The following is a 23609-nucleotide window of genomic DNA, read 5'->3' as shown; positions in this document are numbered from 1 at the left end:
GACCAAAACCAACACACAGGGGATTACGGCTATGACTGAGACGACCAAGAAGAGCGGCATTTCCCGCCGCAATCTGCTCAAGGGTGGCGCTGCCGCAGCGGGTCTCGCTGTCGGTTCGGGCGCCATCACCGGTTTCCCGACCATCTGGGCGCAGAATCCGATCACGCTGCGCCAGTTCGGCACCGGCGTGTCGAACCTCAATGACATTGCGGAACGGTGCAAGGCCGACCTCGGCATCACGCTGGAAATGACCGCCACCGACTCCGACGCTGCCGCCCAGCGCGCTGTGACCCAGCCGGACAGCTACGATATCGCCGATATCGAATACTGGATTCTCAAGAAGGTGTTCCCCACCGGCGTCATGCAGCCGATGGATGTCAGCAAGCTGACCTATTACAACGACCTTGTGCCGCTGTTCAAAACCGGCAAGCTGCTGCCGGACAGCGTCATCGCCCAGGGCACCGCGCCGCACACGGTTGGCTTTGTCGAAGCGCAGGACTCCAAGACCTTCGCCAAGGGCGAAACCGGCTGGTTCACTATGGTCCCGACCATTTACAACGCCGATACCCTGGGCATCCGTCCGGATCTGGTAGGTCGCGACATCACCACCTGGGCCGACATCATGGACCCGGCCTTCAAGGGCAAGACCGCCATTATCAACGTGCCGTCCATCGGCATCATGGATGCTGCCATGATCATGGAAGCCATGGGCAACATCAAGTATGGCGACAAGGGCAACATGACCAAGGAAGAGATCGATGCAACGATCGACTTCCTGATCAAGGCCAAGCAGGACGGCCAGTTCCGCGCCTTCTGGAAGAGCTTCGATGAATCCGTGAACCTGATGGCTTCGGGTGAAGTGGTGATCCAGTCGATGTGGTCGCCTGCGGTTGCTGCCGTGCGCTCGAAGGGCATCGCCTGCCGCTTCCAGCCGCTCAAGGAAGGCTATCGCTCGTGGGGCGGCGGTCTCGGCCTTGCCGCGCATCTGTCGGGCGCCCAGCTCGACGCGGCCTACGAATATATCAACTGGTACACCTCGGGCTGGGTTGGTGGTTACCTCAATCGCCAGGGCTACTACTCGGCCAACATGGTCTCGGCCAAGAAGTTCATGTCCGAAGACGAATGGGGCTACTGGATCGAAGGCAAGCCTGCGGCGGGCGAGATCAAGGCGCCAGATGGCACCGTGATGGAGAAGGCCGGCGCCGTGCGCGATGGCGGCTCGTTCGAAGAACGCATGGGCAAGGTGGCCTGCTGGAATTCGGTGATGGACGAGGACCGCTACATGGTCAAGCGCTGGAACGAATTCATCGCCGCCTAAGCCAATCCACTCATCTGCACCTCCCCCTTGATGGGGAGGATGGGAGGGGGTGTGCGGAGCCGGGATATCGTGGCTCTCGCACCCCACCCTTGATTCCTCCCCGCAAGGGGGAGGGTGACGACTGCGATTTCGGCGAACAGATCGGATATTCCAATGAACAGTCTTATCGGTCGCATGACGCCTTATATCCAGGCCACGCCGCTATTGCTGATCCTTGGCTTCTTCCTGGCTATTCCGATCCTGTTTCTGGTGGTCATCAGTTTTTGGGACTACGACTTCGCCGGCATGTATCCCAGCTTCCTGCTCACCAATTATACCGACGTTCTGGGGTCGTGGGTGACGTGGAAGACCTACCTCAACACCCTAAAATTTGCAGCGATTGTCTGGGCAATTACGACTTTGCTTGGCTTCTGGCTCGCCTATTTCCTGGCCTTCCACGTGCGCAGCGCCGTGATGCAGATGGTGCTGTTCCTGATCTGCACCGTGCCATTCTTCACTTCCAACATCATCCGGATGATTTCCTGGATTCCGGTGCTGGGGCGCAATGGGCTGGTGAACACGGGGCTGATTTCAGCCGGGGTCATCCCGCAGCCGCTGGAATGGCTGCTCTATTCGGATTTTGCAGTAATCCTGGCCATGGTTCACCTCTACACGCTCTTCATGGTCACCCCGATCTTCAACACCATGATGCGCATCGATAAATCGCTGGTCGAAGCGGCTCGTGACGGCGGCGCTACCGCGTGGCAGATCATCTGGAATGTGATCCTGCCACTCGCCAAGCCCGGGATCGCTATCGGGACCATTTTCGTGGTGACCCTGGTGATGGCCGACTTTTCTACCGTGCAGGTGATGTCGGGCGGTCAGAGTGCCTCGGTGGCCCTGATGATGAAGAACCAGATGTCGCTGCTGCAATATCCGGCCGCTGCGGCCAACGCGGTGGTGCTGCTGGTCCTGGTGCTGATGCTGGTGGCCGGTATTCTGCGCATCGTTGATATTCGCAAGGAGCTTTGAGCCATGAACAGCGAGAAGCGTACGTTTGGATTTTACGTTCTGGCCGCCTTTTTCACCCTGTTCGTGCTGTTTCTGTACGGTCCGATGTCGGCAATCTTCATTCTGTCGTTTCAAGGGCCGACCGGCGGCCTGACCTTTCCGTTGAACGGCGTGTCATTTCACTGGTTTCAGAACCTGTTCGAGAGGCAGGCGGTTGGCGATTTTGGCGCCAGCTTTGGTCGCTCGCTGATGCTGGGCCTGATGGTCATGGTCTCTACCGTGGTGATTGCGCTACTCGCGGGTCTTGCCTTCCGCCGCAAGTTCTTTGGCTCGTCGCCGCTGTTTTATCTGACCATTGCCAGCCTCGTGGTGCCCTCGATCATCGTGTCGCTGGGCATCGGGGTGCTGTTCCAGCAGATCGGTATTCGCCCCGCCTGGTTTGGTTCGGCCTTTGGCGCGCATCTCACCTGGACGCTACCGTTTGGCGTGCTGATCATGTTTGCGGTGTTCAACCGCTTCTCGCCATCCTATGAGGAAGCGGCGCGCGATCTGGGTGCGTCGTCATGGCAGACATTTTATCATGTGGTGCTGCCGATGATTGCGCCCAGCCTGATCGGCGTTGGGCTGTTCGGTTTCAGTCTGAGCTATGACGAGTTTGCCCGTACGCTGCTGACGTCGGGCAGTTCCAATACGCTGCCGCTCGAAATCTATGGCATGACCACCAATGTCACGACCCCGGTGCTCTACGCGCTGGGCACTGTGACCACGCTGTTCTCGTTTGCCATCATCCTGATCACGCTGGGTTCGATCATCGTGATCGGTCGCCGCCGGGCGAGGGCCTAGCGCCATGCAGTTGCTTGTCGTCAATCCAAACACCACTGCCAGCATGACCGCGACCATCGCCTCGGCGGCGACAATGGCAGCGGCATCGGCGACTCAGATCATTGCGGCGACGTCCAGCATGGGGCCGGTTTCCATCGAAGGCTATTACGACGAGGCGTTTGCGTTGCCCGGCCTGTTGATGGAAATCGCCCGACAGGAGCGGGCAGGGGTCGATGCAGCGGTGATCGCCTGCTTTGACGACACCGGCCTTGACGCAGCGCGGGCCATGGCGAGCATTCCAGTCATCGGCATTTGCGAAGCTGCGCTGGCGACGGCAGGTTTCATCGCCAAGCGCTTTACCGTCGTGACCACCATGGAACGCTCGCGCGTTCCTATCGAGGAACTGGTGCATCGCTATGGCATGGTCGGCCGCGCCAAGGTTCGGGCCGCCAATATCTCGGTATTGTCGCTGGAAGATCCGAATTCGGGCGCGCGGGATCGACTTCGCAATGAGATCGTCAAAGCCATCGAGCAGGACAATGCCGAGGCGATCGTGCTGGGTTGCGCTGGCATGGCGGATCTCGCCAAAACCTTGCAGCGCGAATTTGGCATGCCAGTCATCGACGGCGTTGGCGCCGCGGTAAAGCAGGCCGAGGCGCTGGTGGCACTGGGCCTCAGCACCAGCAAACGCGGCTCCTATGCCAGCCCGGTGGTTAAGCCCTATACTGGCGCGATGAGGGATTTTGCGCCGCAACTGCTGACCGCTTGATGGCGCGGTTGATCCGAAGCCTTGCTGAAGCCGAGGTCGAAACGCTGTTGTCCTGGGCTGCCCGGGAGGGCTGGAATCCCGGTCTGACCGATGCCCGTGCGTTTTACGCCGTCGATCCGGATGGGTTCATCGGAGCCTTTGTCGATGGGCAGATGGTGGCGGCCATTTCTGCTGCCGCCTATGACGCTGACTTTGGCTTTATCGGACTTTACATTTGCCATCAGGATTGGCGTGGTCAAGGGCACGGCAAGGCCGCCTGGGACGCTGGCATGGCGCATCTGGGTAACCGCACCATCGGACTGGATGGTGTGCCTGAACAACAGGCCAACTATGCGAGCATGGGATTTGTGGCGGCTTACGAGACTGTTCGCATGACTGGCAGCGTACCAACTGCACCTCTGAGAGTTGCGCAAGCGACAGTGCCGGCCGTCAAAGCTCTCGACCGCCAATGTTTCCCAGCCAGCCGCGAGGCTTTCCTCAGCCGTTGGGTGGCCCCGCCCAATCAAGGCCTGATGCTTGGTGAAGACCGTCTTTCGAGGGGTTATGGCGTCATCCGCAAGTGTATCGAGCACCACAAGGTTGGCCCGCTGTTCGCTTGCGATCCGGCAGCGGCCACTTTGCTTCTGCAGAATTTGGCGGCGGGTTCTGGGCTTGTGCAGATTGACGTTCCCGCCAGTCAGACGACATTTTTGGCGCTGCTGCATGGCTGGGGCTTTACGCCTGGTTTCAGGACGTCGCGAATGTATCGCGGGCCAGTGCCGGCGCTGGCCCTGAATCAGGTGTTCGGCATCACCAGCCTCGAATTCGGCTAGGCTATTCCGACGTTTACCGCATTGCATAAATATCTTCCGCCGTGGAAGTGTTGCTAACACATCATGTTATTTTTGCCGGTAATTTGGGGCGTCAGAATCTCCGGACTGAATTCCATTCCGGAAAGTCGCGATGCGCTCGTTCCCGAACCACCCTTGTAGTTTTGCGCATCGTTGCCACTTTGTCGGGATGTCGGCACTATGGTCCATAGGCCTGTTCATCAGGCGTTTTGGAGGGTATAGCCCCCAGACAGCAATCCCCGTCGGAGAAGTCAGGTATGCCTTTCGGTCTTGAGTGGAGCTTTTTCACCTCGCTTTTTCAGGTGATCATGATCGATCTGGTGCTGGCCGGGGACAATGCCGTGGTCATCGGCCTTGCCGCTGCCGGGCTGGCTTCCGACCTCCGCCGCAAGGCCATTCTGATCGGCATTATTGCTGCCACCGTCCTGCGAATCTTCTTCGCGCTGATCACCACCCAATTGCTGCAACTGGGTGGTGCGCTGCTGATCGCCGGTGCGGTGCTGCTGCTCTATGTGTGCTGGAAGATGTACCGCGAGCTCAGCACCTCGCACGATGAGCAGAGCGAAGGCGCCGAGGCGCTGTCTGAAACCGATCTCAATGCCGACGGCACGATTGCTGGCAAGGCCCCGCGCAAGACGCTGCGCCAGGCCGTGTTACAGATCATCATCGCCGACGTGTCGATGTCGCTGGACAACGTGCTGGCGGTGGCCGGCGCTGCCCAGCATCACATCGAAGCGCTGATCTTTGGCCTGGCGCTGTCCGTGGTGATGATGGGCGTTGCGGCCTCGTTCATCGCCGGCCTGTTGACCCGGTTCCGCTGGATCGCCTGGGTCGGCCTGCTGATCATATTCTACGTGGCTCTCAAGATGGGCTACGAGGGTGCTGACCAGATGCTGGGCGGCACGCTGCCCCATATCCCGTTCCTTTATGGCGGACATGTCGCCTCACCCGCATAGGCTTTGGTAACCAAGCACCAAGTTTTGCGGCATTTGTAGTGACAGAATAGGGATTTGCTCACTTTGGGGCGGTAGTTTTCAGCTGGTCATTTCCAAGCTGGACGCGCCCCATGGCCACCATCGTTGATCGATTGATCGAGTCGCCCTCCATTGCCAGCCGGGCAATGGACTCGGTACCCGGCCTGCACCTTGACGTTGCGACGGTGTCGGGCGTCGAGTGGGACCGGCTGGTTGGCACGTTCGACGAGGCCTGCCAGGAACAGCTTTATACCTTTGCCATCAGTCGCTGGCCTTCGGTCAAGCATGAGCCGCTGGTGTTTTCCCATAAGGGCGAGATCGTCGGCGGCAGCCTGATGATGATCCAGCCTCTGCCGCTGGGCATTGGCGGTATCGCGGTCTCCAAATGGGGACCGATGCTCAAGCATGGCGGTCGCGCCGATGCGCCAATGATCTATCGTGGCATGATCGATGCGTTGATCTCGGAATATGCCGACGGTCGCGGCCTGATGCTGTCGGTGCTGCCGCGCGCTTCGCTGACGGCAGTCAATGCCGAAAGCCAGCATTTGCAAGTCCGTGGCTTCAAGATGGGTTCGACGCTGCTGTTCCCCAGCCGCTATATCGTCAATCTGCGCCTGTCGGATGCCGAGCAGCGCAAGAGCCTGCACCAGAAATGGCGCTATCATCTGAACAAGTCCGAAAAGGTCGGGTTGTCGTTCGAACATGCCGGTCCCGAGCGGATCGGCGAGTTCCATGCGCTTTATACCGCGATGACTGACCGCAAGCAGTTTCCGGATCATTCAGCCTACGAAACGGTCGAACCGCTGATGGCGATGGATGCGTCGCTGCGTCCGGAACTGTTCTTCGTACGCCATGAAGGCGAAGTGATCGCCGGTGCGATCATCTTCAAGATCGGCGACCGCGCGGTCTATCTCTATGGCGCCACCAATGACAAAGCGCTGCCGCTGCGCGCCGGCTATTTCATGCATTGGGAGATCATCCGCTGGCTGCGCGATAATACGCCAGCAGGCTGGTACGATCTGGGCGGTACCGATGGCTTCCAGGGGCTGCACCAGTTCAAGAAGGGCATGGTTGGCGAAGCTGGGGTGATCCAGCCGGTGCCATCCGTTGCCAATTATGCGTCGCGCCCGCTGGCCTATCTCGCCGGGACCGGCGCTTTTGCGGCGCGAGATGCGATGCATCAGGTCCGCCGCTTCATCGATGGTCTGCGCTCGACCAAGGCCAAGCCGGACCAGATTCGCGCCACTGCCGAGGACAATTGAGATGAGCCTGCACCGGCGCCTGGCCTCGCAGTCCACCGTGATTTTTGCCGCCCGCCTGTTTGGGGCAGGGCTGGTGTTTGCCGTTCAGGCGATGATCGCCCGCTTCTGGGGCGCCCATCAGCTCGGCGATTATCTGCTGATCATCGCGACGGTGAACCTGATCGCCGTGGTGATGCCGTTGGGCTTCCAGACCGTCGGCACTTATTTCGCGGCTGAGTACCGCGCCAAAGGCGAACGCCGCCAGCTCGGCGTGTTCGTCGGCAGTGCCTATGGCCATGTGCTGGGCGCGACTGCGCTGCTGCTTGCGGTCGGCTATCCATTCCTCGGGCTGACCGGTGCCGGTCAATCGGCACTGGCGCAGCATTTCGTGCCGGTGTGCCTCTTGGCCTTCGGCACCGCCACCGTGTTCGTCAATGGCGCGATGCTGGTCGGGCTCAAGCGCCCCTATGCCGGCTTTTTTGCCGATACCATGTTCCGGCCGATGATCGTTATCGCCGGGTTCCTCATCGGCACCACGCTGGGCAATCCCGATGCCGGGTTTGGCCTAATGATGTGGATCGTTGGCGTCGGTTATGCCGGCATCGCCATGGTGCATTTTGGTTTTGTCTATGCGACGCTCAAAGCCATTCCCGATACCGCGCCGTTGCGCCCCACCGAGCGCGCCCGCTGGTGGCGCTTTGCGCTGCCATGGGTGCTGATTTCGCTGGCCAGCGATTTCTTCTTCGATATCGATCTGCTGCTGCTGGCCAATCATCTGAGCCGCGAAGAGCTGGCGATCTTTGGCGTCTGCACCCGGATTTTCTCGCTGGTGTCGTTCGGTGTTGCTGCAGTCTACGCCGTAACGTTGCCTGACATGTTTGAGAGTGAAGCCAATGCCGACCGCCCAGGTTTCAATCGCAAGGTGGGTGATGCCAATTTCGTCGCCACCGGCCTGTCGCTGCTGCTGTTGGTGATGATGGCGGTGGGCGGGCCATTCGCGCTGATGATCTTTGGCCCGGCCTTTGCCGCCGGTGCGCTGCCGCTGGTAGTGTTGTGCGTGGCGCTGGTTGTGCGCTCGGCCATGGGGCCTGCGTCGCTGGTACTGTCGATCCACGATCGTCCCTATGCCAGCCTGCCGGCGATCGGAGTTGGCCTTGTGGCTTTGGTGGCCGGCAACTACCTGCTGGTGCCGCCGTTCGGCCTGATGGGTGCGTCGTTTGCCGCTTTGATCTCGATCACGACCTGGTCGGGCGGGCTATGGTGGGTGGCGCTCAGGACCGCCAAAGTGGATGTCTCGATTATGCAGAAATTTCGCGGCGCGGCGCCAGTGGCCGTCCCGGCGGAATGAACTTCAGGTTCTGAATCAGAGTCGCGTAGCGTGACTAAACTATTGCGTGGAAATACTTATTCCGCGCCAGCAGCATCTTGATCTTGCGACGCAGGCGATGGCGGAAGCCAAACCGCAAGCTGTGATCGTAACCCGGCACGGTCTTGTTCAGCTTGTGCTCGTAGAGCAGACAATCTTGGCCGAACAGCTGTTGCTCCAGCTTGACGATGAACACGTACCCGAACCGCTCCATTAATGTCTGCGCCCGGTCGTTGCCCGGCATGGTGTAGGTGGCGACCTTGTGAAAGCGGCCATTGTCCCAATGCTTGAAAAATTCCTGGATGCCGCGCACGCCCAGAGTCCCCTGGCGCTTTTCCGGGAACAGATAGGTCCAGTAATGCCACAGCGTACCCAGTTCCGGACCGCTGATCATGAAACCGGCGGTCTCGCCCTGAAGCATGAAAATCATCACGTGATGGGGGTCGGCCTCGATCAGCGCTGCGAGGAAGTCCTTGCTGAGCCGGGCGGTTTCGTGGGCCTTGAATTCGGCATTGTAGTAGGGAAGCTCGGCGATGACTTCACCCAGTCGCGCATGCACCAGATCGATATCCGCAAAGGTGGCAGCGCGGTAGATTTTGGCGGCAGGCGCCGCCGCCTTAACGCCGGTGGTCTGGCCCATCGTGGCTATGCCGCTCATCGCGCCGTCTCCCTCTTCACAACTGCACCATACCACCGGGCAAAGGCTCGCCGAAGCAGCGTGCCCGAGTGGGGTTAATGTCGCATCTTTGCGCCATTGCGTGCTTTCGCTTGCGAAGTCCTTGGCTTAGGCTTGCTTCGCCCACGCTGAGGCAATAATCTAATACCAATGTAAACTGGCTAATACCAATTAAAGCCACACGGGAGAGTAGACCATGAGTGGACCGCAGATTTTCCAGCCCAGCCCGGCTGCCATTGCGCGCACCCATGTCACCATGGCGCAATACGACGAGATGTATGCGCGCTCGATCAGCGACCCGGACGGGTTCTGGGCCGAGCAGGGCAAGCGGATCGACTGGATCAAGCCGTTCACCAAGGTCAAGAACACCACGTTCGAATATCCCGATGTTTCGATCAAATGGTATGAGGACGGCGTCCTTAACATATCTGCCAATTGCATCGACCGGCATCTGTCAAAGCGCGCCAATCAGGTGGCGCTGATCTGGGAAGGCGATACGCCGGGCACGGACGAAAAGGTCACCTATGGCCAGCTCTATGAGCACGTCTGCCGCTTCGCCAATGTGCTCAAGGCGCAGGGTGTCAAGAAAGGCGACCGCGTCACCATTTACATGCCGATGATCCCGGCGGCCGCCTATGCGATGCTGGCCTGTGCCCGCATCGGCGCCGTACACTCTGTGGTGTTCGGCGGTTTTTCACCGGATGCGCTGGCGGGTCGCATTGAAGATTGTGCCAGCACCATCGTAATCACTGCCGATGAAGGCCGTCGTGGTGGCAAGACCGTGCCGCTCAAGAACAATGTCGATGCAGCGCTCGCCAAGGCGCCGGGCGTAACCTCGGTCGTGGTGGTGAAAAACACCGGCAACGCCGTTGCCATGCAGTCTGGCCGCGATGTCTGGTACGAAGACGTCGCCAAATCGGTTTCCGCCGAATGCGCACCCGAGCCGATGAATGCCGAAGACCCGCTGTTTATTCTTTATACGTCCGGCTCCACCGGCAAACCCAAAGGCGTGCTGCACACCACCGGCGGCTACATCGTCTATGCAGCGATGAGCCACGAACTCACCTTCGATTATCGCGATGGCGAAATCTACTGGTGCACGGCGGATGTCGGCTGGGTCACCGGCCACACCTATATCGTCTATGGCCCGCTAGCCAATGGCGCGACGACGGTGATGTTCGAGGGCATCCCGACCTATCCCAATGCCGGTCGCCACTGGGACGTCATCGATAAGCACCAGATCAATGTCTATTACACCGCCCCGACCGCCATTCGCGCGCTGATGGGCGCGGGCACGTCGTTCCTCGACAAAACCGATCTCAAGAGCCTGCGCCTGCTGGGTTCGGTGGGCGAGCCGATCAACCCGGAGGCCTGGCTCTGGTATCACAAAAACGTCGGCAAGGGCCGCTGCGAGATCGTCGATACCTGGTGGCAGACCGAGACCGGCGGCCACATGATCACGTCGCTGCCCGGCGCTATTGCCGCAAAACCCGGCTCGGCGTCCAAGCCGTTCTTCGGCGTGCAGCCTGTTGTACTGTCGCCAGAGGGCAAGCTGCAGGACCAGACCAAGGCCGAAGGCGTGCTGGTGATCAAGGATAGTTGGCCGGGGCAGGCGCGCACCATCTGGGGCGACCACGCCCGGTTCGTCGCCACATATTTCGAGACCTATAAGGGCTACTATTTCACCGGCGACGGCTGCCGGCGCGATGAAGATGGCTATTACTGGATCACCGGCCGGGTCGATGACGTGCTCAATATTTCCGGCCATCGCCTCGGCACCGCCGAAATCGAAAGCGCGCTGGTCGCCCATCCCAAGGTTTCCGAAGCAGCGGTGGTCGGCTATCCGCACGACCTCAAGGGGCAGGGCATTTATTGCTATGTCACCCTTATGGCCGGCGAGGCCTATGACGATGCGCTCAAGACCGAGTTGAAAAACTGGGTTCGCAAAGAAATCGGCCCGATCGCGACGCCTGACCTGATCCAATGGGCGCCGGGCCTGCCCAAGACCCGCTCGGGCAAGATCATGCGCCGCATTCTGCGCAAGGTTGCCGAAAACGACTTCGGTGCGCTGGGGGACACCTCGACACTGGCCGATCCGGCGGTGGTCGATAACCTGATCGAGAACCGGCAGAACCGGTAATGGCGCGCCCTCGTGGTTCGACTTTGCAAAGCAAGGCACCTCACCATGAGGGCGTGCTCGCCTCCGCCATTGTTTCCGCCGCATTCCTCGGCCATCGTCGCGTACCGAATCCTGCCACGGACTGATTTGTGCGCTCATTGCTGAACTGCCTCGCTCCCGCCCTCGCGCTCTTGGCGTTGAGCGCACCTGCCCATGCCGCCACGCTCGACCAGATGGCCGGCCAGATGATTATCGTCGGCTTTCAGGGCGATAACGTTGGCGATAAATCCGTGGTAGCCCTGCGCGCCGAAATCGCCGCCGGCCATATCGGCGGGGTGATGTATCTCAAGACCAATGTGGCAAGCCTTGCTGCAGTCAAGGCAATGAACGAGGCATTCAAGGCCGCGTCGCCCGGCTTGCCGCCATTCATCACGCTCGATCAGGAAGGCGGCGCCGTCGAGCGGCTGACCAAGGATGTGGGCTTCACCGAAGTCCCCAATGCTCGCACTATTGCCGCCGACAACTCCGTCCCCGGTGCCGAGGCGATCTACGAAAAGATGGCGCAGTCGATTGCCGATCTGGGTTTTACCGTCAATTTCGGCCCGGTGGCCGATGTGGATATCAACCCGAACAACCAGATCATCGCCAAGTTCGGTCGCTCGTTCAGTGCCGATCCGGCCGTGGTTGCGGCCTATGATGGCGCCTTTATCGAGGCTCATGACAAGGCCGGAGTGGTGGTGGCGCTCAAGCATTTCCCCGGTCATGGCTCTTCGACCGGCGATAGCCATGAGGGCTTTGTCGATATTTCCAACACTTGGTCGCCCAAGGAGTTGGAGCCATATCGCGACCTGTTCGCCAAGGGTTATGCTGGCATGGTTATGGTCGGCCATCTGTTCCATAAGGACTATTCCGATGCCGATGCGAAAACCCCCGCGTCGCTGTCGCATCAATGGATCACCGGCGTGTTGCGCGGCCAACTGGGTTTTACCGGCGTCGCCATCAGTGATGATCTGGAAATGGGCGCCATTCGCCAGCATTTCACGCCGGAGCAAACCGTAACCGAGGCGGTGCGTGCCGGGCTCGACGTGCTGCTGTTTTCCAACACCGCGGCCTATAGCCCCGGTCTGGGTGAAAAGATCCGGGGTATTCTTGTGGCTGAAGCCAAGGCTGATCCGGAATTCGCGGCTCGTATCGAGCAGAGCTATGATCGCATTGTTGCCTTGAAGGCCCATATTCGCTGAGTGGCGAATCAGGCTCGCGCTGACGTCAGGGTGGTGGCGAACACCAGTTCAGGTTTTTGACGAGAATCGTGGACCGCAATTAACCCACTGAAACAACAGCCGTTTTGGTGCGCAGCCAGGCAGTCGGCTGTTTTCACAATCTGACCGCTGTTTCTTCTTCTGGTGTCGCCCTCTACACTGTATGAAGGTCCGCGCGGTTCGCCGCTGCTGGCAGACGAAATGGGGTGCCGTGGTGAATGGCTGAAGATCGCGAAATCAGACAGGTGCGGGCGCTGTTCATTTCCGATGTGCATCTCGGGATGAAGCCGATCCGCGTCCTGCAACTGATCGATTTTCTGCGCGCCCATGATGCCGAGACGATTTACCTCGTGGGTGACATTCTGGATGGCTGGCGATTGGCCAAGAACTGGCACTGGCCCAATGAATACAACGTGCTGGCGCAGTTGCTGCTCGACAAGGCCAATGCCGGAACGAGGGTGGTTTACCTACCCGGCAATCATGACGAGTTCCTGCGAGAATATCTCGGCACCTATTTTGGTGAAGTCGAGTTCGTCGATCGAACTGTTCACACGACCGCCCAGGGCAAGACCTATCTGGTGATCCATGGCGACCAGTTCGATGTGGTGGTGATGAACGCCAAATGGCTCGCCCATGTGGGTGACTGGGCCTACAATCTGGCGCTTCGGGTCAATATCGCGATCAATTGGGTGCGTCGGCGACTGGGGCTGCAATACTGGTCGCTTTCGGCCTGGGCCAAGCAAAAGGTGAAAAACGCGGTCTCGGTGATCGGCCGATTCGAGGAAGCTTTGGTCCACGAAGCCAAGGAATCCGGGGTTGACGGGGTGATCTGTGGCCACATTCACTTTGCTGACATGCATGACAGGTTAGGTATCCACTACATCAACACAGGTGATTGGGTGGAAAGTTGCACAGCAATCGCGGAGACGCCCGACGGGCAGTTCGAATTGATCAAGTGGACGGAAATGGCGGTTGGCGAACCGCGCAAGCCCCGTCTGCGCCGGGCGGATCGCACGGCCGCCTCCTGATTGTTACTGACGCCTGGCATCCGCAAACCAATGGCGTGGTGCGGACGCTGCAAAATCTCGGCACCGAATTGCTGCGGCGCGGCATGGAAGTGCGCTACCTGACGCCAGAGCGCTTCTGGACCCTGCCGGTCCCCACCTATCCTGAAATTCGCCTCTCACTGGCCACCCAAGGCGCGGTCGCTGCCTTCATCGATGGAGTGGCGCCCTTTCATATCCACATCGCCACCGAGGGCCCGCTTGGCTTGCAGGCGCGGCAGTATTGCGTTGAGCGCGGCCTGGCGTTCACCACCAGTTTTCACACCCGCTTTGCCGAGTATCTGGCGGCACGCGTGCCGGTTTCACCGGAGTGGGGCTATAGCTATCTGCGCTGGTTTCATGAACCGGCGGCGCGCACGCTGGTGCCCAGCCCGTCCCTGGTTACCGAACTGGCCGGCCATGGGTTTGGCAATCTCGGGCTGTGGTCGCGCGGGGTCGATGCGGTGCGCTTCGCGCCCGGCCCGAAGACCCGGTTTCTCGATCTGCCCGGTCCACACCTGCTGTATGTCGGCCGCGTTGCCGCCGAAAAGAACATCGGAGCGTTTCTGACGCTGGATATGCCGGGCACCAAGATCGTCGTCGGCGACGGGCCGGATCGGACAGCGCTGGAGCGAACCTATCCGCAGGCCAAATTTCTCGGTTTTCAGTTCGGCGATGAATTGGCCGCGCTCTATCGCAGTGCCGACGTCTTCGTGTTTCCCAGTCGCACTGACACCTTTGGCAATGTCATTATCGAGGCGCTTGCCTCCGGCACGCCGGTGGCCGCCTATCCGGTGACCGGGCCATTGGACATTCTGACCACCACCTCCGGTGCAATGGACGAGGATCTGGGATTGGCTGTGGCCAAAGCCCTCAACCTGTCGCGCAGCGCGGCCCGCAGTTGCGCCGCCAGCTTTACCATTGCCGCCAGCACCACGCAGTTTCAATCGGCCCTGGTACGGGCCGGGCAGGGCGCACGGCAATTGCTGGCTGCGGGTTAGCGCATTCCTTGCCGCTTGGCCTTGCCACCCTTTGCCTCCCGGCGCATTGTCCTGAGACGTTTCCAAACTGATTTGCCCGGAGCCTGAGTTCGATGGGTTTGCCATTGGCGGTGCGATTTTCCTCGCCCGCGGCCCGTACTGGCATGTTTTATGCAACGTTGTTTACGTCCGGCGCAGTCTCCAACCCGTTCCTGCCGATCTGGTTGACCGAGCGCGGCATCGGCGAGGCCGAAATCGGCTTGATCAATGCGGCGCCGATCCTGGCGATGATTGTGATCAATCTGATCGTCGGTCGGCTTGCCGATCGGGCCAGCGACTGGCGCTCGGTGATCGTGATCGGCTCGATCCTTGCCGCCATACCGCCGCTGTTCCTGTTCTGGCCGCAGGGCTATCTCGGCATCATGATCATCTGGACGCTGCTGATCGTGCCGTTTCAGGCGATCTCGCCGGTGGTGGATGCGGCGGCCTATCGCATGGCCCGACGCACCGGGCTTGATTTCGGCGCCATCCGCGTCTGGGGCACCATCGGCTTCGTGGTGGTGACGCTGCTATCTGGTGTGATCCTGGGATGGCTTGGGCCGATCGCCTTCGTGCCGCTGCTCACCGCCGTCAGTATCGTCCGGGCGCTGGCATCGCTGCAATTGCCGCTGTTTCGGGGCTCTGGCGATAATCTGCGCCCGGTTCATCCGATCGATGCGCCGATCAATCCGCTGATCGCCATCCGCATGGCCGAGTTGTGGCGGCCGTGGTTCGTGCTGACCCTGGCCGGGGCGGCGCTGCTGCATGGCAGCCACATGATGCAGATGGGGTTTGGCGCGCTGATCTGGGCGCAGGCCGGCTTGCCGGGGTGGATCATCGGCATCCTGTGGGCTGTGGCGCCCACCGCTGAAATCTTTGCCATGGTGCTGTTTGAGCCAATTACCAAGCGCTTCGCCGCGCGGCACCTGATCCTGATCGGGTGCATTTGCGGCGCGATTCGCTGGTGGGGTTTTGCGCTGGAGCCAAATGTGTGGGTGCTGGTCGCCCTGCAGATGCTGCATCTGGCCACCGTGGGTCTGACTTTCCTTGGCATCACCAACTTCATTGCCAACTGGACCAGCGAAGATATCGCTGCTGAAGCGCAGAGTTTTTTCGTGGTGTTGCGCCAGGTGGTGACGGTGTTCGCCTTGGTCGGGTTCGGTTTTCTGGCGCAAATGTTCGGCGCCGGGGCCTTCTATGTGGCCGCGATCATGTCGGCGATTGGCGCCGTTCTGGTGCTGCTGTCGCTGATGATGATGAACCCCAAGGCCGAAAAAGCTGCCTAAGCGGATGCAGCTTTGCGACGTTGCAGAACTATTTTCCGGTGAGGTGATTTGACGTCTTGATCTTGCCGCCGACGCGGGCAAGTTAGCGCCGGGCGCATATTCGCCCGGAGTTTCATTTCATGCCTTCGGCTTTGGTGCAGCGGTTCAGTCCTGAACTGCGCGCGGCGGTATTTCATTTTACGGTGTTTGGCTCGGCAGGTGCCAGTTCGGTGTATTTTGCCATCTGGCTAACCGGAAAAGGCATTTCGGCCGGCGAAATCGGCCTGATCAACGCCTTGCCGGTTCTGGTCCTGCTGCTGATCAATCAACTCATTGGCCGCATCGCCGATCGGGCCGGTGACTGGCGCTCGGTCATCATCGTTTTGGCGCTGTTTGCCGGCATGGTCCCGATCGGCCTGTTCTTCGTCAATTCGTTCTGGGGCATTCTGGCGGTCTGGACCCTGTGCGCGCTTGGCTCCGGCTCGATCCCGCCGGTAACCGATGCAGCAACGGTGCGGCTGACGCAGCGCAATGGTACCGATTTCGGCACAGTTCGCGCCTGGGGCACTGTGGGCTATATGGTTTGCACGGTGGCAAGTGGCTGGATAATTGCCTGGCTCGGGCCGGTGGCGTTTCTGCCGCTGTTCCTTGGTCTGTCGCTGCTGCGGACGGCGGCGGCGTGGCAATTGCCGCGTTTCCGCGCGCCGGCCCATGAGCCCACGCTTGCCGGCCTCAAATCCGGTGCGTCGCGCATCAGCGAAATGTTCAAGCCCTGGTTCCTGCTGCCGTTGATCGGCTTTGCGCTGGTCAATTCCAGCCATTCGGTACTGTCCGGCTTTGCGGCCCTGGTCTGGCACGACAATGGGGTGGCCGATGGTTACATCGGGCCGTTAATTGCCGTTGGCGCGGCGGCCGAAGCGGTGATGATGTTTGCGTGGCGGCGCGTTGGGGGCAATATTTCGGCCCGCCAGATGATGCTGATCGCTGCCATCGCCTGCATGGTCCGCTGGACCGTCATGGCGTTCAATCCGCCCGTCGCCGTGTTGTTCGTCCTGCAGACGCTGCATGCGCTGACTTATGGCGTGGGCTATTTCGGTGCAGTGCATTTCATTGCCAACTGGACCAGCGAGGACATCGCCGCCGAGGCGCAGGGTCTGGCGGTGGTGTTCCAGCAGGCAGCAACGGTTTTCGCCCTGATCGGCTTCGGCTGGCTGGTCAATCAGTTTGGCATTGGCGCGTTTTTCGGGCCGGTGGCACTGGGGGCAGTTGGGGCCGGTTGTATCGTTGCAAGTTTGATTATGCGGCCAGCCAAGGCGCATTGACACCAAGCGCTGAAACGCGGTGACTGGCGTTGCCAGATCGTATTTTTGAGACTGTCGCGCCAGATTCGGGCAGCGGCAGATGACCCGAGCATTTCCCCATGGCGCCGCCCATTGTCGACCGCATGTCCGCCGAATTACGCACCACGATTTTCTACATCAGCTTTTTCATGGGTGGCGGCGCTGCCGTCACCTTCCTGCCAATCTGGCTGACGGAAAAGGGCATTACCCCAGACCAGATTGGCATTATCAACGCCCTGCCGATCTTCCTGATTCTGGCGTCCAACCTGTTGGTGGGCCGCGTGGCCGATCGCGCCAGCGACTGGCGCCAGGTCATCGTCATCGGCGTCTGGCTGGCCGCGGTCATTGCGTTCGGCCTGCTGTTCGTCAACGAATTCTGGGGAATCATGCTGGTCTGGGCGCTGTGCGCCTTACCCGCAGGCGCGGTCGGTCCGGTCATTGATGCGGCTACCATGCGCATGACCCGCCGAAACGGCACCGACTTCGGCGCGATCCGTGCCTGGGGCACGGTGGGCTACCTGGTGTTCAATGCCGTCACCGGTTTTCTGGTGATCTGGTTCGGCTCGGATTTTTTTGTGCCGCTGTTTATCGGTCTGTGCGTGATCCGCGCTGCGGCGGCGCTGATCCTGCCACGGTTTCGCGCTCCACCGACCGAGTTGACGCTGACTGCGGTTCAGCCGTCGCCTGCGCGCTTGAGCGAAGTGTTCAAGCCATGGTTTCTATTGCCGCTGATTGGCTTTTCCATGGTGTTTGCCACCCATTACCTGCTCAACGCTTTCACGGCTTTGGTCTGGAAAGAGCAGGGGATTTCCGCTGACATTATCGGCCCACTGATCGCGCTCGCTGGCTTTTCCGAGGCGCTGATGATGTTTGCCTTCCGGCGCTTCAGCCATCGGTTTTCGGCGCGCAACATGATCCTGGTGTCAGCGATCTGCTCGGCGCTGCGCTGGATTGCCATGGGCTTTTCGCCGACGGTGCCGGTGCTGATTTTCCTGCAGCTTACCCACAGCGTCACCTATGCCCTGGGTTTTTTAGGCTGCATCCACTTCATCACCAACTGGACCCATGAGAATGTCGCGGCAGAGGCACAAAGCCTGTTCACCATGGTCCAGCAGGGCATGGCGGTGGTCGCGCTGATTGTCTTTGGGTGGCTGTTCACTTTCATGGGCGCCCACACCTTTTTCGTGGCCGCCGGCTTTGCCGCATTGGGCGCCTTTTGCATCTGGTTATCGCTGCAATTGCAGCAACCAAAGGCCGTTGCGATGGAGTAGGGTTGATTGTTGGCGCGGGAGGGCACGTCTATCGCCATGTCTCCAACGCCTACCAATCTCTCCCCCGCTTCCCTCGGGTTCGACCTGAGGGCCTCTCTTTGGTCGCGCAATTGCTGCGAGTGGTCAACGGGTCAAGCCCGTGGCAAGCGTCGAGCGTGGGGAAGAGAGCGCCCACTCTTACCCAACACCCTAAAAACAAAAAGCCCCGCATTTCTGCGGGGCTTTGCAATTCAGCGAACCAAAACTTAGTTCAGCCGTCCGCTGGCATGGGCGAGTGTCGTATAGACCTTGCCGCGATCCGACAGCAGGTATTCGCGGGTTTCGGCGGCGCCATTGGGACCGGCAACAGCGCGCTTCAGCAGTTGTTCGAACTCGGTCATATAGGCCTGCGCAGTGCGGGCGAATTCAGGTTCGCGCTGTAGCTTCTTGCGCACTTCGTCATAAGTGCCCTGGCCGGACAGGGTGTAGATGCGGCGCGAGAACACATTGGCTTCGCCAGCCTGATAGCGGGCCCAGGCTTCCGCCAATGCGCCATCATCGATCGAGCGAGCGATTTCCTCGGTCAGCCCGGAGAGGCTGGCCTGCTGCGTGGTCGCCTGCTTGGCGGTGGCATTGCGCAGAACGTCACGCAGCCAGCCGCCATTTTCCTGACCCTGTTCGGCGACGACGGTCTCTGAACCCTGCCGCTGTGGGACTGGAGCCGGGGCTGCCTGACGGGGCGGCGCGGTCCGCACGGGTTCTGGCTGGCGCACTGGTTCCGGCGCCGGTTCCGAACGGTAGGTTTCGACCGGGCGCTGGATCTGCGGTTCGGGACGCGGCTGCTCGTAGCGCGGCGCTTCCTGGCGCGGTGCAGGCGGACGCTGCGGGGTGCGGCTGGTATTGATGTCGTTGGTGGCAGGCTGGGAGCGAACGATGGCGTTGAGTTCGGACAAGGCCTCGATCTGCTCGGCCACCACACGGCGCATGGCAGCGGCGCTGGCGCGGGTTTCTTCGGGCAGTTCGGCGACGCCCCGCATCAGTTCCGAGCGCGTCGCTTCCAGCTCAGAGCCCACTTCGCGCGCCGTGTCGCGCATGGCGCTGGCGGTGTCGTTGAAGCGCGCCGTGGCTTCCTCGATGGCACGCTGCATTTCAGCCATCATGGCCTGCTGTGCGGCACGCAGGGCAGCATTGGCGCGCTGGCCTTCCGCATCGGCGGTCTCGTGGAAGTCGCCAAGGCGAGCGGTTACTTCGGCGCTGGTCTGGTCGAGCGCCTGGCGCAGCGTGCCAGCCTGCGCCAGCACGGCGTTCTTCACCGACATGGAGCTGTCGCTGATGGTGTTGGCCAGTGTGCCGGTGGTTGAATTGAGCACATCGGTGACGTTGCCGGCGGTGGCCGACAGCACATCGCCAACGCGATCGCTGGTTTCAGTCAGGGCAGCATTAACCTGCGCGGTGTTCTTGGCCAGTGCGTTGGCAACGACGTTGCTGGTCTGGTTGAGTGCCGACGCCGCCGCATCGCTGGCGCGCAGCATGGCCGCATCGACCTGCGAACTGGTCGTGGTCAACGTATTGCTGACTCGTTCCGAATTCAGATACAGCGCGTCATTGACCTTGTCGGCATTGGCGTTGAGCGCGTCGGTGATCGTCGTCGTCGTTGCCGTCAGGGTATCGGTGACGGTGCTCGACGTGGCCGACAATGCCTCGTCCATGGCCCGACGAGCGCCGATCAGGCGACGTTCGGTGTCGTTGACGGTATCGGCAATCGACTGTGCGAACATGCGCATGCGGCCGTCGATATCGTCGGCGCGGGCGGCAAAGCTGCTGGCCAGCGCGTCCATGGCATTGCGGCGTTCTTCCAGCGTTTCAAGCGCAAAACCGCCAGTGTTGGACAAGGCCTGTGCGGCGCTGCCGATGCTGACCGTTTCGGCATCGAGCTTGCCGAGCATGCCCGAGAATTCGCGGACCATCGACTGGATGGTGGCCTGCAGGGCGTTGACGTGCTGGCTGACCATGGTGCCGGCTTCTTCGGTCTGGCCGATGGCGTCGCGCACGGTGGTGGAGTAGGTCGCGGTCTGCTGGGCGACGCTGGATTCCAGGTGGGCCAGATTGGAGGTCGACGCCTCGAGCACGCGCTGCAGCAGCAGGTTGCTATCGTTCAACTTGCCCAGAGCGGTGCTGACGTCGCTGAGGATGCGCGAGGTCGACACCGACATGATGCCTTCGGCTTCGCGGGCGGTTTCGCCCAGGGCATCGCGCAGGATATTGCCGTGGCTGAGCAGGGCGATCTGCAACTGGTCGGACTTATCGCTGACCAGGGCCGCAAAGGTATTGGTCTGCTCGGTGACCGCGCTGTTGATCTCGGACATGCGCTTGGCAATGCTGTCAGCCGTATTGACGGCCTTGACCGAGACGATCTGGTCGATGCTGGCACCGGCGATCTGGATCTGCTCCAGCGCGTTGCGCACTGCCAGATCCATGCGGTTGGCGGTGTTGGTAACATCATTGGTGATGCTGGTCGTCGCAGCCACCAGGCGTGTCGCGATGGTTTCCTCGATGCGGTCGGCACCCGATTCGAGATCGGCCATCGACTGAGTGATCGAGGTATTGATCGAGGCATTGAGTGCGGCGAGGCGCTCGGCGGTGATGTCGGCACGGGCCGTGATCGCCTCGGGCAGGGTGCCCAGGCGCTGATCGACCATATCGGTGATCGCCTTGCGCGCCGAATTGACGCCGCTTTCGATCAGGTCGGCAGCCTTGCGGGCGCTATCGCTGACGGTTGCTGTGGCCGCGTCGATACGGCCGCTGAGGCCGGTTTCGGCGTCCGAAATTCGGACAATGGCGGTATCGATGCCGCCGGCCAGATTGGCGTTGAACTCGCCAACCTTGGTGCCGATGACCCCCGACATGGTGTCGACATGGCTGGCCATGGTGTCGGTGACGCTGCGCAGCGACGCATCGATGCGTTCACGGGCGGTGTTGCCCTGCGCTTCGATGGTGCTGGCCAATTCGCTGGTGCGCTCGCCAATGGCGTCGGAAATGCCGGCAGTATGGGTCGCCAGCACGTTGGCGAGCTGCTCGGTGCGGTTGCCCAAAACGTCGGAAAGCTGCTCGGTCCGGCTCCCCAGCGCTTCCGATAGCTGCTGCGTGCGGGTGTTGACAGTGGTTGCCAACTGCTGGGTGCCGCTGGTGATGGCCTTGTCGAACGCTTCGGTGCTGCCCGAAAGGGCGGCGCCCAGTTCCTGAGAACGAACGCGAATGCTTTCGTCGAGCGAACGGGCGTGGGTTTCGAACGACGTGCTCAAATCGGTGGTGCGCGTCGTCAGTACCTGATCCAGATGCTGGGTGCGGCCATCGAGCGCTTCGGCGATGATCTCGGTATGGCCTTCGAGCGAATCAACGATCTCGCGGGTGCGCTCGCCAATCGTCTGGGTAATGCGCTGCGTGCGATTGCCAAGTGCTTCGTCCATCAGGCGGGTTTGTTCCCCGATGGTGTCGGTCAGCTGCTGGGTGTGCCCGCCCAGGGTTTCCCCGATTTCGCGGGTGCGCTGCGCCACAACTTCGCTGAACCGGCCGGACTGCTCATCGAGCGCCATTTCCAGTACGTTGGCGCGGGTGGTGAAGTTTGAACCGTGCGTATTAAGCGCTTCGATCAGCTTGTCACCCTTGTCGCCAATGACGCCATCCAGGGTGTGCAGGCGGCTGTCGAGCAATTCCGAGATTTCAGTGAGGCGGCCATCGAACAGCGACAGCGAATCCGAGCCGGCAGACGACAGGGTGATGCGGGCGCGTTCGGAGGTGTCGTCCAGTGCGCCGTTGATTTCGATCAGCGCTGATTGCAGGCGGCTATCCATGGCATTGAGCTGGATCGAGACGCTTTCGTCGAGCTGACGGGTCAGGGCGCTAAGCAGCACTTCGGCTTCACGCGAGCGACCACTGATGTCGCTGGCAATGCGGGTGCCGATCATGTCGAGCGCGCCGCTGACTTCATGGCCGCGGTCGCGCAACTGGTCGAGCAGGGCGGTGCCGCCATCGGTCAGCAGGTTGGACAGCGCGGTGGTGCGGTCCGCGATGGCGCCGGAAATGTCGGCAGCGCGGGTATCGAGCGCTTCGGTCAATGCAGTCATGCGGCTGTCGATGGTGGACGACAGTTCCAACTGGCGGTTCTCGAAATTGCGCGACATCGAGGCCGTGTGGTCCTCGAAGGTCAACGACAAGCGGCCCGCGCTATCGTCGAGGGCCGACAGGAAATCGCCAGTACGGTTGTCGATCAGCGACACAAAACTTTCGGTGCGGTCGCCAAAGGACGAACTCAACGTATTGCCGGCCGTTTCGAGCGCCTTGGTGAGGTTGCCGCCGCTATCGACGATGGTACCGGCGATGCGCTGGCTGATCATGTCGAGATCGAACACCAGGCCGGTATGGCTCTCGGTTATGGCTTCGCGGACGCGCTCGGTATTGGTCAGAACGCTTTCGCGCTGGCTGGCCAGTTCGGCGATCAGCGAGCGCATGCGCGATTCGTTATCCGAATAGGTCCGCTCAAGCGCGGTGACCTCATTGTGGATCATCACTTCGAGCTCGCCAGCGCGCGACAGGGCGCGTTCCAGACCGTCGCCCAGCGCGTTGACTTCGCGGCGCACGGCCTGGCCGACCGAGGCAACCTTGTCCGATGCGGTGATCTCCGGCTCGGCCAGGCGGATAGCGGCCTGGGTGATCGAGGAGGCAGCGTTGCGCAGGTCCTGGGCGCGGCGGAACAACGTGGCAATGCCGAAGAAACCCAGCACCGGCAGTACCATGACAGCGAGCAGGCTGATAAAATCAATGGTCCCGACAAAACTGCCGAAGCTCTTGAGCTGTTCCTGATAGCGCAGATAACCAGACACGCCAGTGGCGGCCAGCCAGACCAGCGACAGCACCAGCGCGATCCAGGTCGGCGCATTGGAGGATTTGTTCTGCAGGTTGTAGAGCAGCTTGGAAGTGGGGAACCGGTCGTCGTTGGCGACCGAGCCGGCCTGCGCCGCGATCTTGTCAGCAGCGCGCAGACGCTCGGAGCGCGGCTGCTCTGCAGCGCGCTTGTCAGCGGGAGCCTGGGTCGGACTATCGAGATTGAAGACCGAGTCCTTGAGAGCGTCCTCGACTGCTGAGAAAGCCAGCGCCGCGGGATCGTTAGCAGGGGAGGTCGGATTGTTCGCCATAACTCTTTACAACTCTCGCGTCGGCCTGATTGCGACTGTGCGGCAAGCGCGAGTTGTTATGACAGACCGCCCGTTTCCGGGGTCTCCGCCAAATAGGTACAATTGGATGCAAAAGCCCCGCATTGCCCCCTCAACC

At 60.9% G+C, this 23609-nt stretch carries 17 protein-coding genes; 15 read left to right on the top strand and 2 right to left on the bottom strand.

All coding sequences use genetic code 11. The features are described from left to right. The first annotated feature begins 31 nt into the window (after nucleotides 1-31). From ABIT12_RS02930 to ABIT12_RS02895, 8 genes are all read left to right on the top strand, one after another. Nucleotides 32-1318 carry a PotD/PotF family extracellular solute-binding protein gene (locus tag ABIT12_RS02930; RefSeq protein WP_348043169.1) on the top strand — a complete coding sequence of 429 codons (1287 nt, stop codon included), beginning with the start codon at nucleotides 32-34 and terminating at the stop codon, nucleotides 1316-1318. A gap of 153 nt (nucleotides 1319-1471) precedes the next feature. After that, a complete protein-coding gene (locus ABIT12_RS02925) occupies nucleotides 1472-2329 on the top strand; it encodes an ABC transporter permease (RefSeq protein WP_348043167.1) in 858 nt (285 codons plus the stop codon). Between the two features lie 3 nt (nucleotides 2330-2332). Beyond that, nucleotides 2333-3151: an ABC transporter permease gene (locus tag ABIT12_RS02920; RefSeq protein ID WP_348043165.1), complete on the top strand. Its 819-nt coding sequence runs from the start codon at nucleotides 2333-2335 to the stop codon at nucleotides 3149-3151. A gap of 4 nt (nucleotides 3152-3155) precedes the next feature. Beyond that, entirely contained in the window at nucleotides 3156-3899 is a 744-nt protein-coding gene (locus ABIT12_RS02915) for an aspartate/glutamate racemase family protein (protein WP_348043163.1), read from the top strand. Then, nucleotides 3899-4711 (top strand): GNAT family N-acetyltransferase, encoded by an 813-nt coding sequence (locus ABIT12_RS02910; protein ID WP_348043161.1) that lies wholly within the window; start codon nucleotides 3899-3901, stop codon nucleotides 4709-4711. The genes ABIT12_RS02915 and ABIT12_RS02910 overlap by 1 nt, the downstream gene beginning before the upstream one ends. Before the next feature lie 275 nt (nucleotides 4712-4986). After that, nucleotides 4987-5685 (top strand): TerC family protein, encoded by a 699-nt coding sequence (locus tag ABIT12_RS02905; protein WP_348043159.1) that lies wholly within the window; start codon nucleotides 4987-4989, stop codon nucleotides 5683-5685. Between the two features lie 110 nt (nucleotides 5686-5795). Then, on the top strand, nucleotides 5796-6965 hold the full coding sequence (locus ABIT12_RS02900) for a GNAT family N-acetyltransferase (protein ID WP_348043157.1): 1170 nt from the start codon (nucleotides 5796-5798) through the stop codon (nucleotides 6963-6965). A 1-nt stretch (nucleotide 6966) separates the two neighbouring features. Continuing rightward, nucleotides 6967-8292, top strand: a complete 1326-nt coding sequence (locus ABIT12_RS02895; RefSeq protein ID WP_348043155.1) for a lipopolysaccharide biosynthesis protein — start codon at nucleotides 6967-6969, stop codon at nucleotides 8290-8292. Between the two features lie 34 nt (nucleotides 8293-8326). Here ABIT12_RS02895 and ABIT12_RS02890 read toward each other — a convergent pair whose 3' ends face one another. Continuing rightward, the gene (locus tag ABIT12_RS02890) at nucleotides 8327-8968 is read right to left on the bottom strand and encodes a GNAT family protein (RefSeq protein ID WP_348043153.1); all 642 of its coding nucleotides are present in this window, start codon (nucleotides 8966-8968) and stop codon (nucleotides 8327-8329) included. Nucleotides 8969-9182: 214 nt separating this feature from the next. Between ABIT12_RS02890 and acs the strand changes: the two genes are divergently transcribed. The 7 genes from acs (at nucleotide 9183) to ABIT12_RS02855 (ending at nucleotide 18302) form a co-directional block, all read left to right on the top strand. Further along, nucleotides 9183-11126: an acetate--CoA ligase gene (gene acs, locus ABIT12_RS02885; protein WP_348043151.1), complete on the top strand. Its 1944-nt coding sequence runs from the start codon at nucleotides 9183-9185 to the stop codon at nucleotides 11124-11126. Nucleotides 11127-11254: 128 nt separating this feature from the next. Continuing rightward, the gene (locus tag ABIT12_RS02880; RefSeq protein WP_348043149.1) at nucleotides 11255-12346 is read left to right on the top strand and encodes a glycoside hydrolase family 3 N-terminal domain-containing protein; all 1092 of its coding nucleotides are present in this window, start codon (nucleotides 11255-11257) and stop codon (nucleotides 12344-12346) included. 236 nt (nucleotides 12347-12582) lie between these two features. Beyond that, entirely contained in the window at nucleotides 12583-13392 is an 810-nt protein-coding gene (locus tag ABIT12_RS02875; RefSeq protein ID WP_348043147.1) for a UDP-2,3-diacylglucosamine diphosphatase, read from the top strand. A 35-nt stretch (nucleotides 13393-13427) separates the two neighbouring features. Next, nucleotides 13428-14408, top strand: coding sequence for a glycosyltransferase family 1 protein (locus ABIT12_RS02870; protein WP_348063282.1), 981 nt, complete (start codon nucleotides 13428-13430; stop codon nucleotides 14406-14408). A 92-nt stretch (nucleotides 14409-14500) separates the two neighbouring features. Then, nucleotides 14501-15712, top strand: coding sequence for an MFS transporter (locus ABIT12_RS02865; protein WP_348043143.1), 1212 nt, complete (start codon nucleotides 14501-14503; stop codon nucleotides 15710-15712). Nucleotides 15713-15831: 119 nt separating this feature from the next. Next, complete coding sequence (locus ABIT12_RS02860; RefSeq protein WP_348043141.1) at nucleotides 15832-17013, top strand: MFS transporter; 1182 nt, start codon at nucleotides 15832-15834, stop codon at nucleotides 17011-17013. Nucleotides 17014-17111: 98 nt separating this feature from the next. After that, nucleotides 17112-18302 carry an MFS transporter gene (locus ABIT12_RS02855; RefSeq protein WP_348043139.1) on the top strand — a complete coding sequence of 397 codons (1191 nt, stop codon included), beginning with the start codon at nucleotides 17112-17114 and terminating at the stop codon, nucleotides 18300-18302. A 245-nt stretch (nucleotides 18303-18547) separates the two neighbouring features. Here the strand turns inward: ABIT12_RS02855 and ABIT12_RS02850 are convergent, their stop codons facing one another. Beyond that, complete coding sequence (locus ABIT12_RS02850) at nucleotides 18548-23473, bottom strand: hypothetical protein (protein WP_348043137.1); 4926 nt, start codon at nucleotides 23471-23473, stop codon at nucleotides 18548-18550. Nucleotides 23474-23609: the final 136 nt, after the last annotated feature.

It is taken from the genome of Devosia sp., assembly GCF_039927955.1.
In the GTDB taxonomy this organism is placed as follows: Bacteria; Pseudomonadota; Alphaproteobacteria; order Rhizobiales; family Devosiaceae; genus Devosia.
This window is presented reverse-complemented; position numbering and strand designations above follow the sequence as displayed.

Bases quoted from the DNA above. Each gene is read 5' to 3' on its own strand.
- ABIT12_RS02930 (WP_348043169.1), top strand. From the start codon at position 32: ATGACTGAGACGACCAAGAAGAGCGGCATTTCCCGCCGCAATCTGCTC.
- ABIT12_RS02925 (WP_348043167.1), top strand. From the start codon at position 1,472: ATGAACAGTCTTATCGGTCGCATGACGCCTTATATCCAGGCCACGCCG.
- ABIT12_RS02920 (WP_348043165.1), top strand. From the start codon at position 2,333: ATGAACAGCGAGAAGCGTACGTTTGGATTTTACGTTCTGGCCGCCTTT.
- ABIT12_RS02915 (WP_348043163.1), top strand. From the start codon at position 3,156: ATGCAGTTGCTTGTCGTCAATCCAAACACCACTGCCAGCATGACCGCG.
- ABIT12_RS02910 (WP_348043161.1), top strand. From the start codon at position 3,899: ATGGCGCGGTTGATCCGAAGCCTTGCTGAAGCCGAGGTCGAAACGCTG.
- ABIT12_RS02905 (WP_348043159.1), top strand. From the start codon at position 4,987: ATGCCTTTCGGTCTTGAGTGGAGCTTTTTCACCTCGCTTTTTCAGGTG.
- ABIT12_RS02900 (WP_348043157.1), top strand. From the start codon at position 5,796: ATGGCCACCATCGTTGATCGATTGATCGAGTCGCCCTCCATTGCCAGC.
- ABIT12_RS02895 (WP_348043155.1), top strand. From the start codon at position 6,967: ATGAGCCTGCACCGGCGCCTGGCCTCGCAGTCCACCGTGATTTTTGCC.
- ABIT12_RS02890 (WP_348043153.1), bottom strand. From the start codon at position 8,968: ATGAGCGGCATAGCCACGATGGGCCAGACCACCGGCGTTAAGGCGGCG.
- acs (WP_348043151.1), top strand. From the start codon at position 9,183: ATGAGTGGACCGCAGATTTTCCAGCCCAGCCCGGCTGCCATTGCGCGC.
- ABIT12_RS02875 (WP_348043147.1), top strand. From the start codon at position 12,583: ATGGCTGAAGATCGCGAAATCAGACAGGTGCGGGCGCTGTTCATTTCC.
- ABIT12_RS02865 (WP_348043143.1), top strand. From the start codon at position 14,501: ATGGGTTTGCCATTGGCGGTGCGATTTTCCTCGCCCGCGGCCCGTACT.
- ABIT12_RS02860 (WP_348043141.1), top strand. From the start codon at position 15,832: ATGCCTTCGGCTTTGGTGCAGCGGTTCAGTCCTGAACTGCGCGCGGCG.
- ABIT12_RS02855 (WP_348043139.1), top strand. From the start codon at position 17,112: ATGGCGCCGCCCATTGTCGACCGCATGTCCGCCGAATTACGCACCACG.
- ABIT12_RS02850 (WP_348043137.1), bottom strand. From the start codon at position 23,473: ATGGCGAACAATCCGACCTCCCCTGCTAACGATCCCGCGGCGCTGGCT.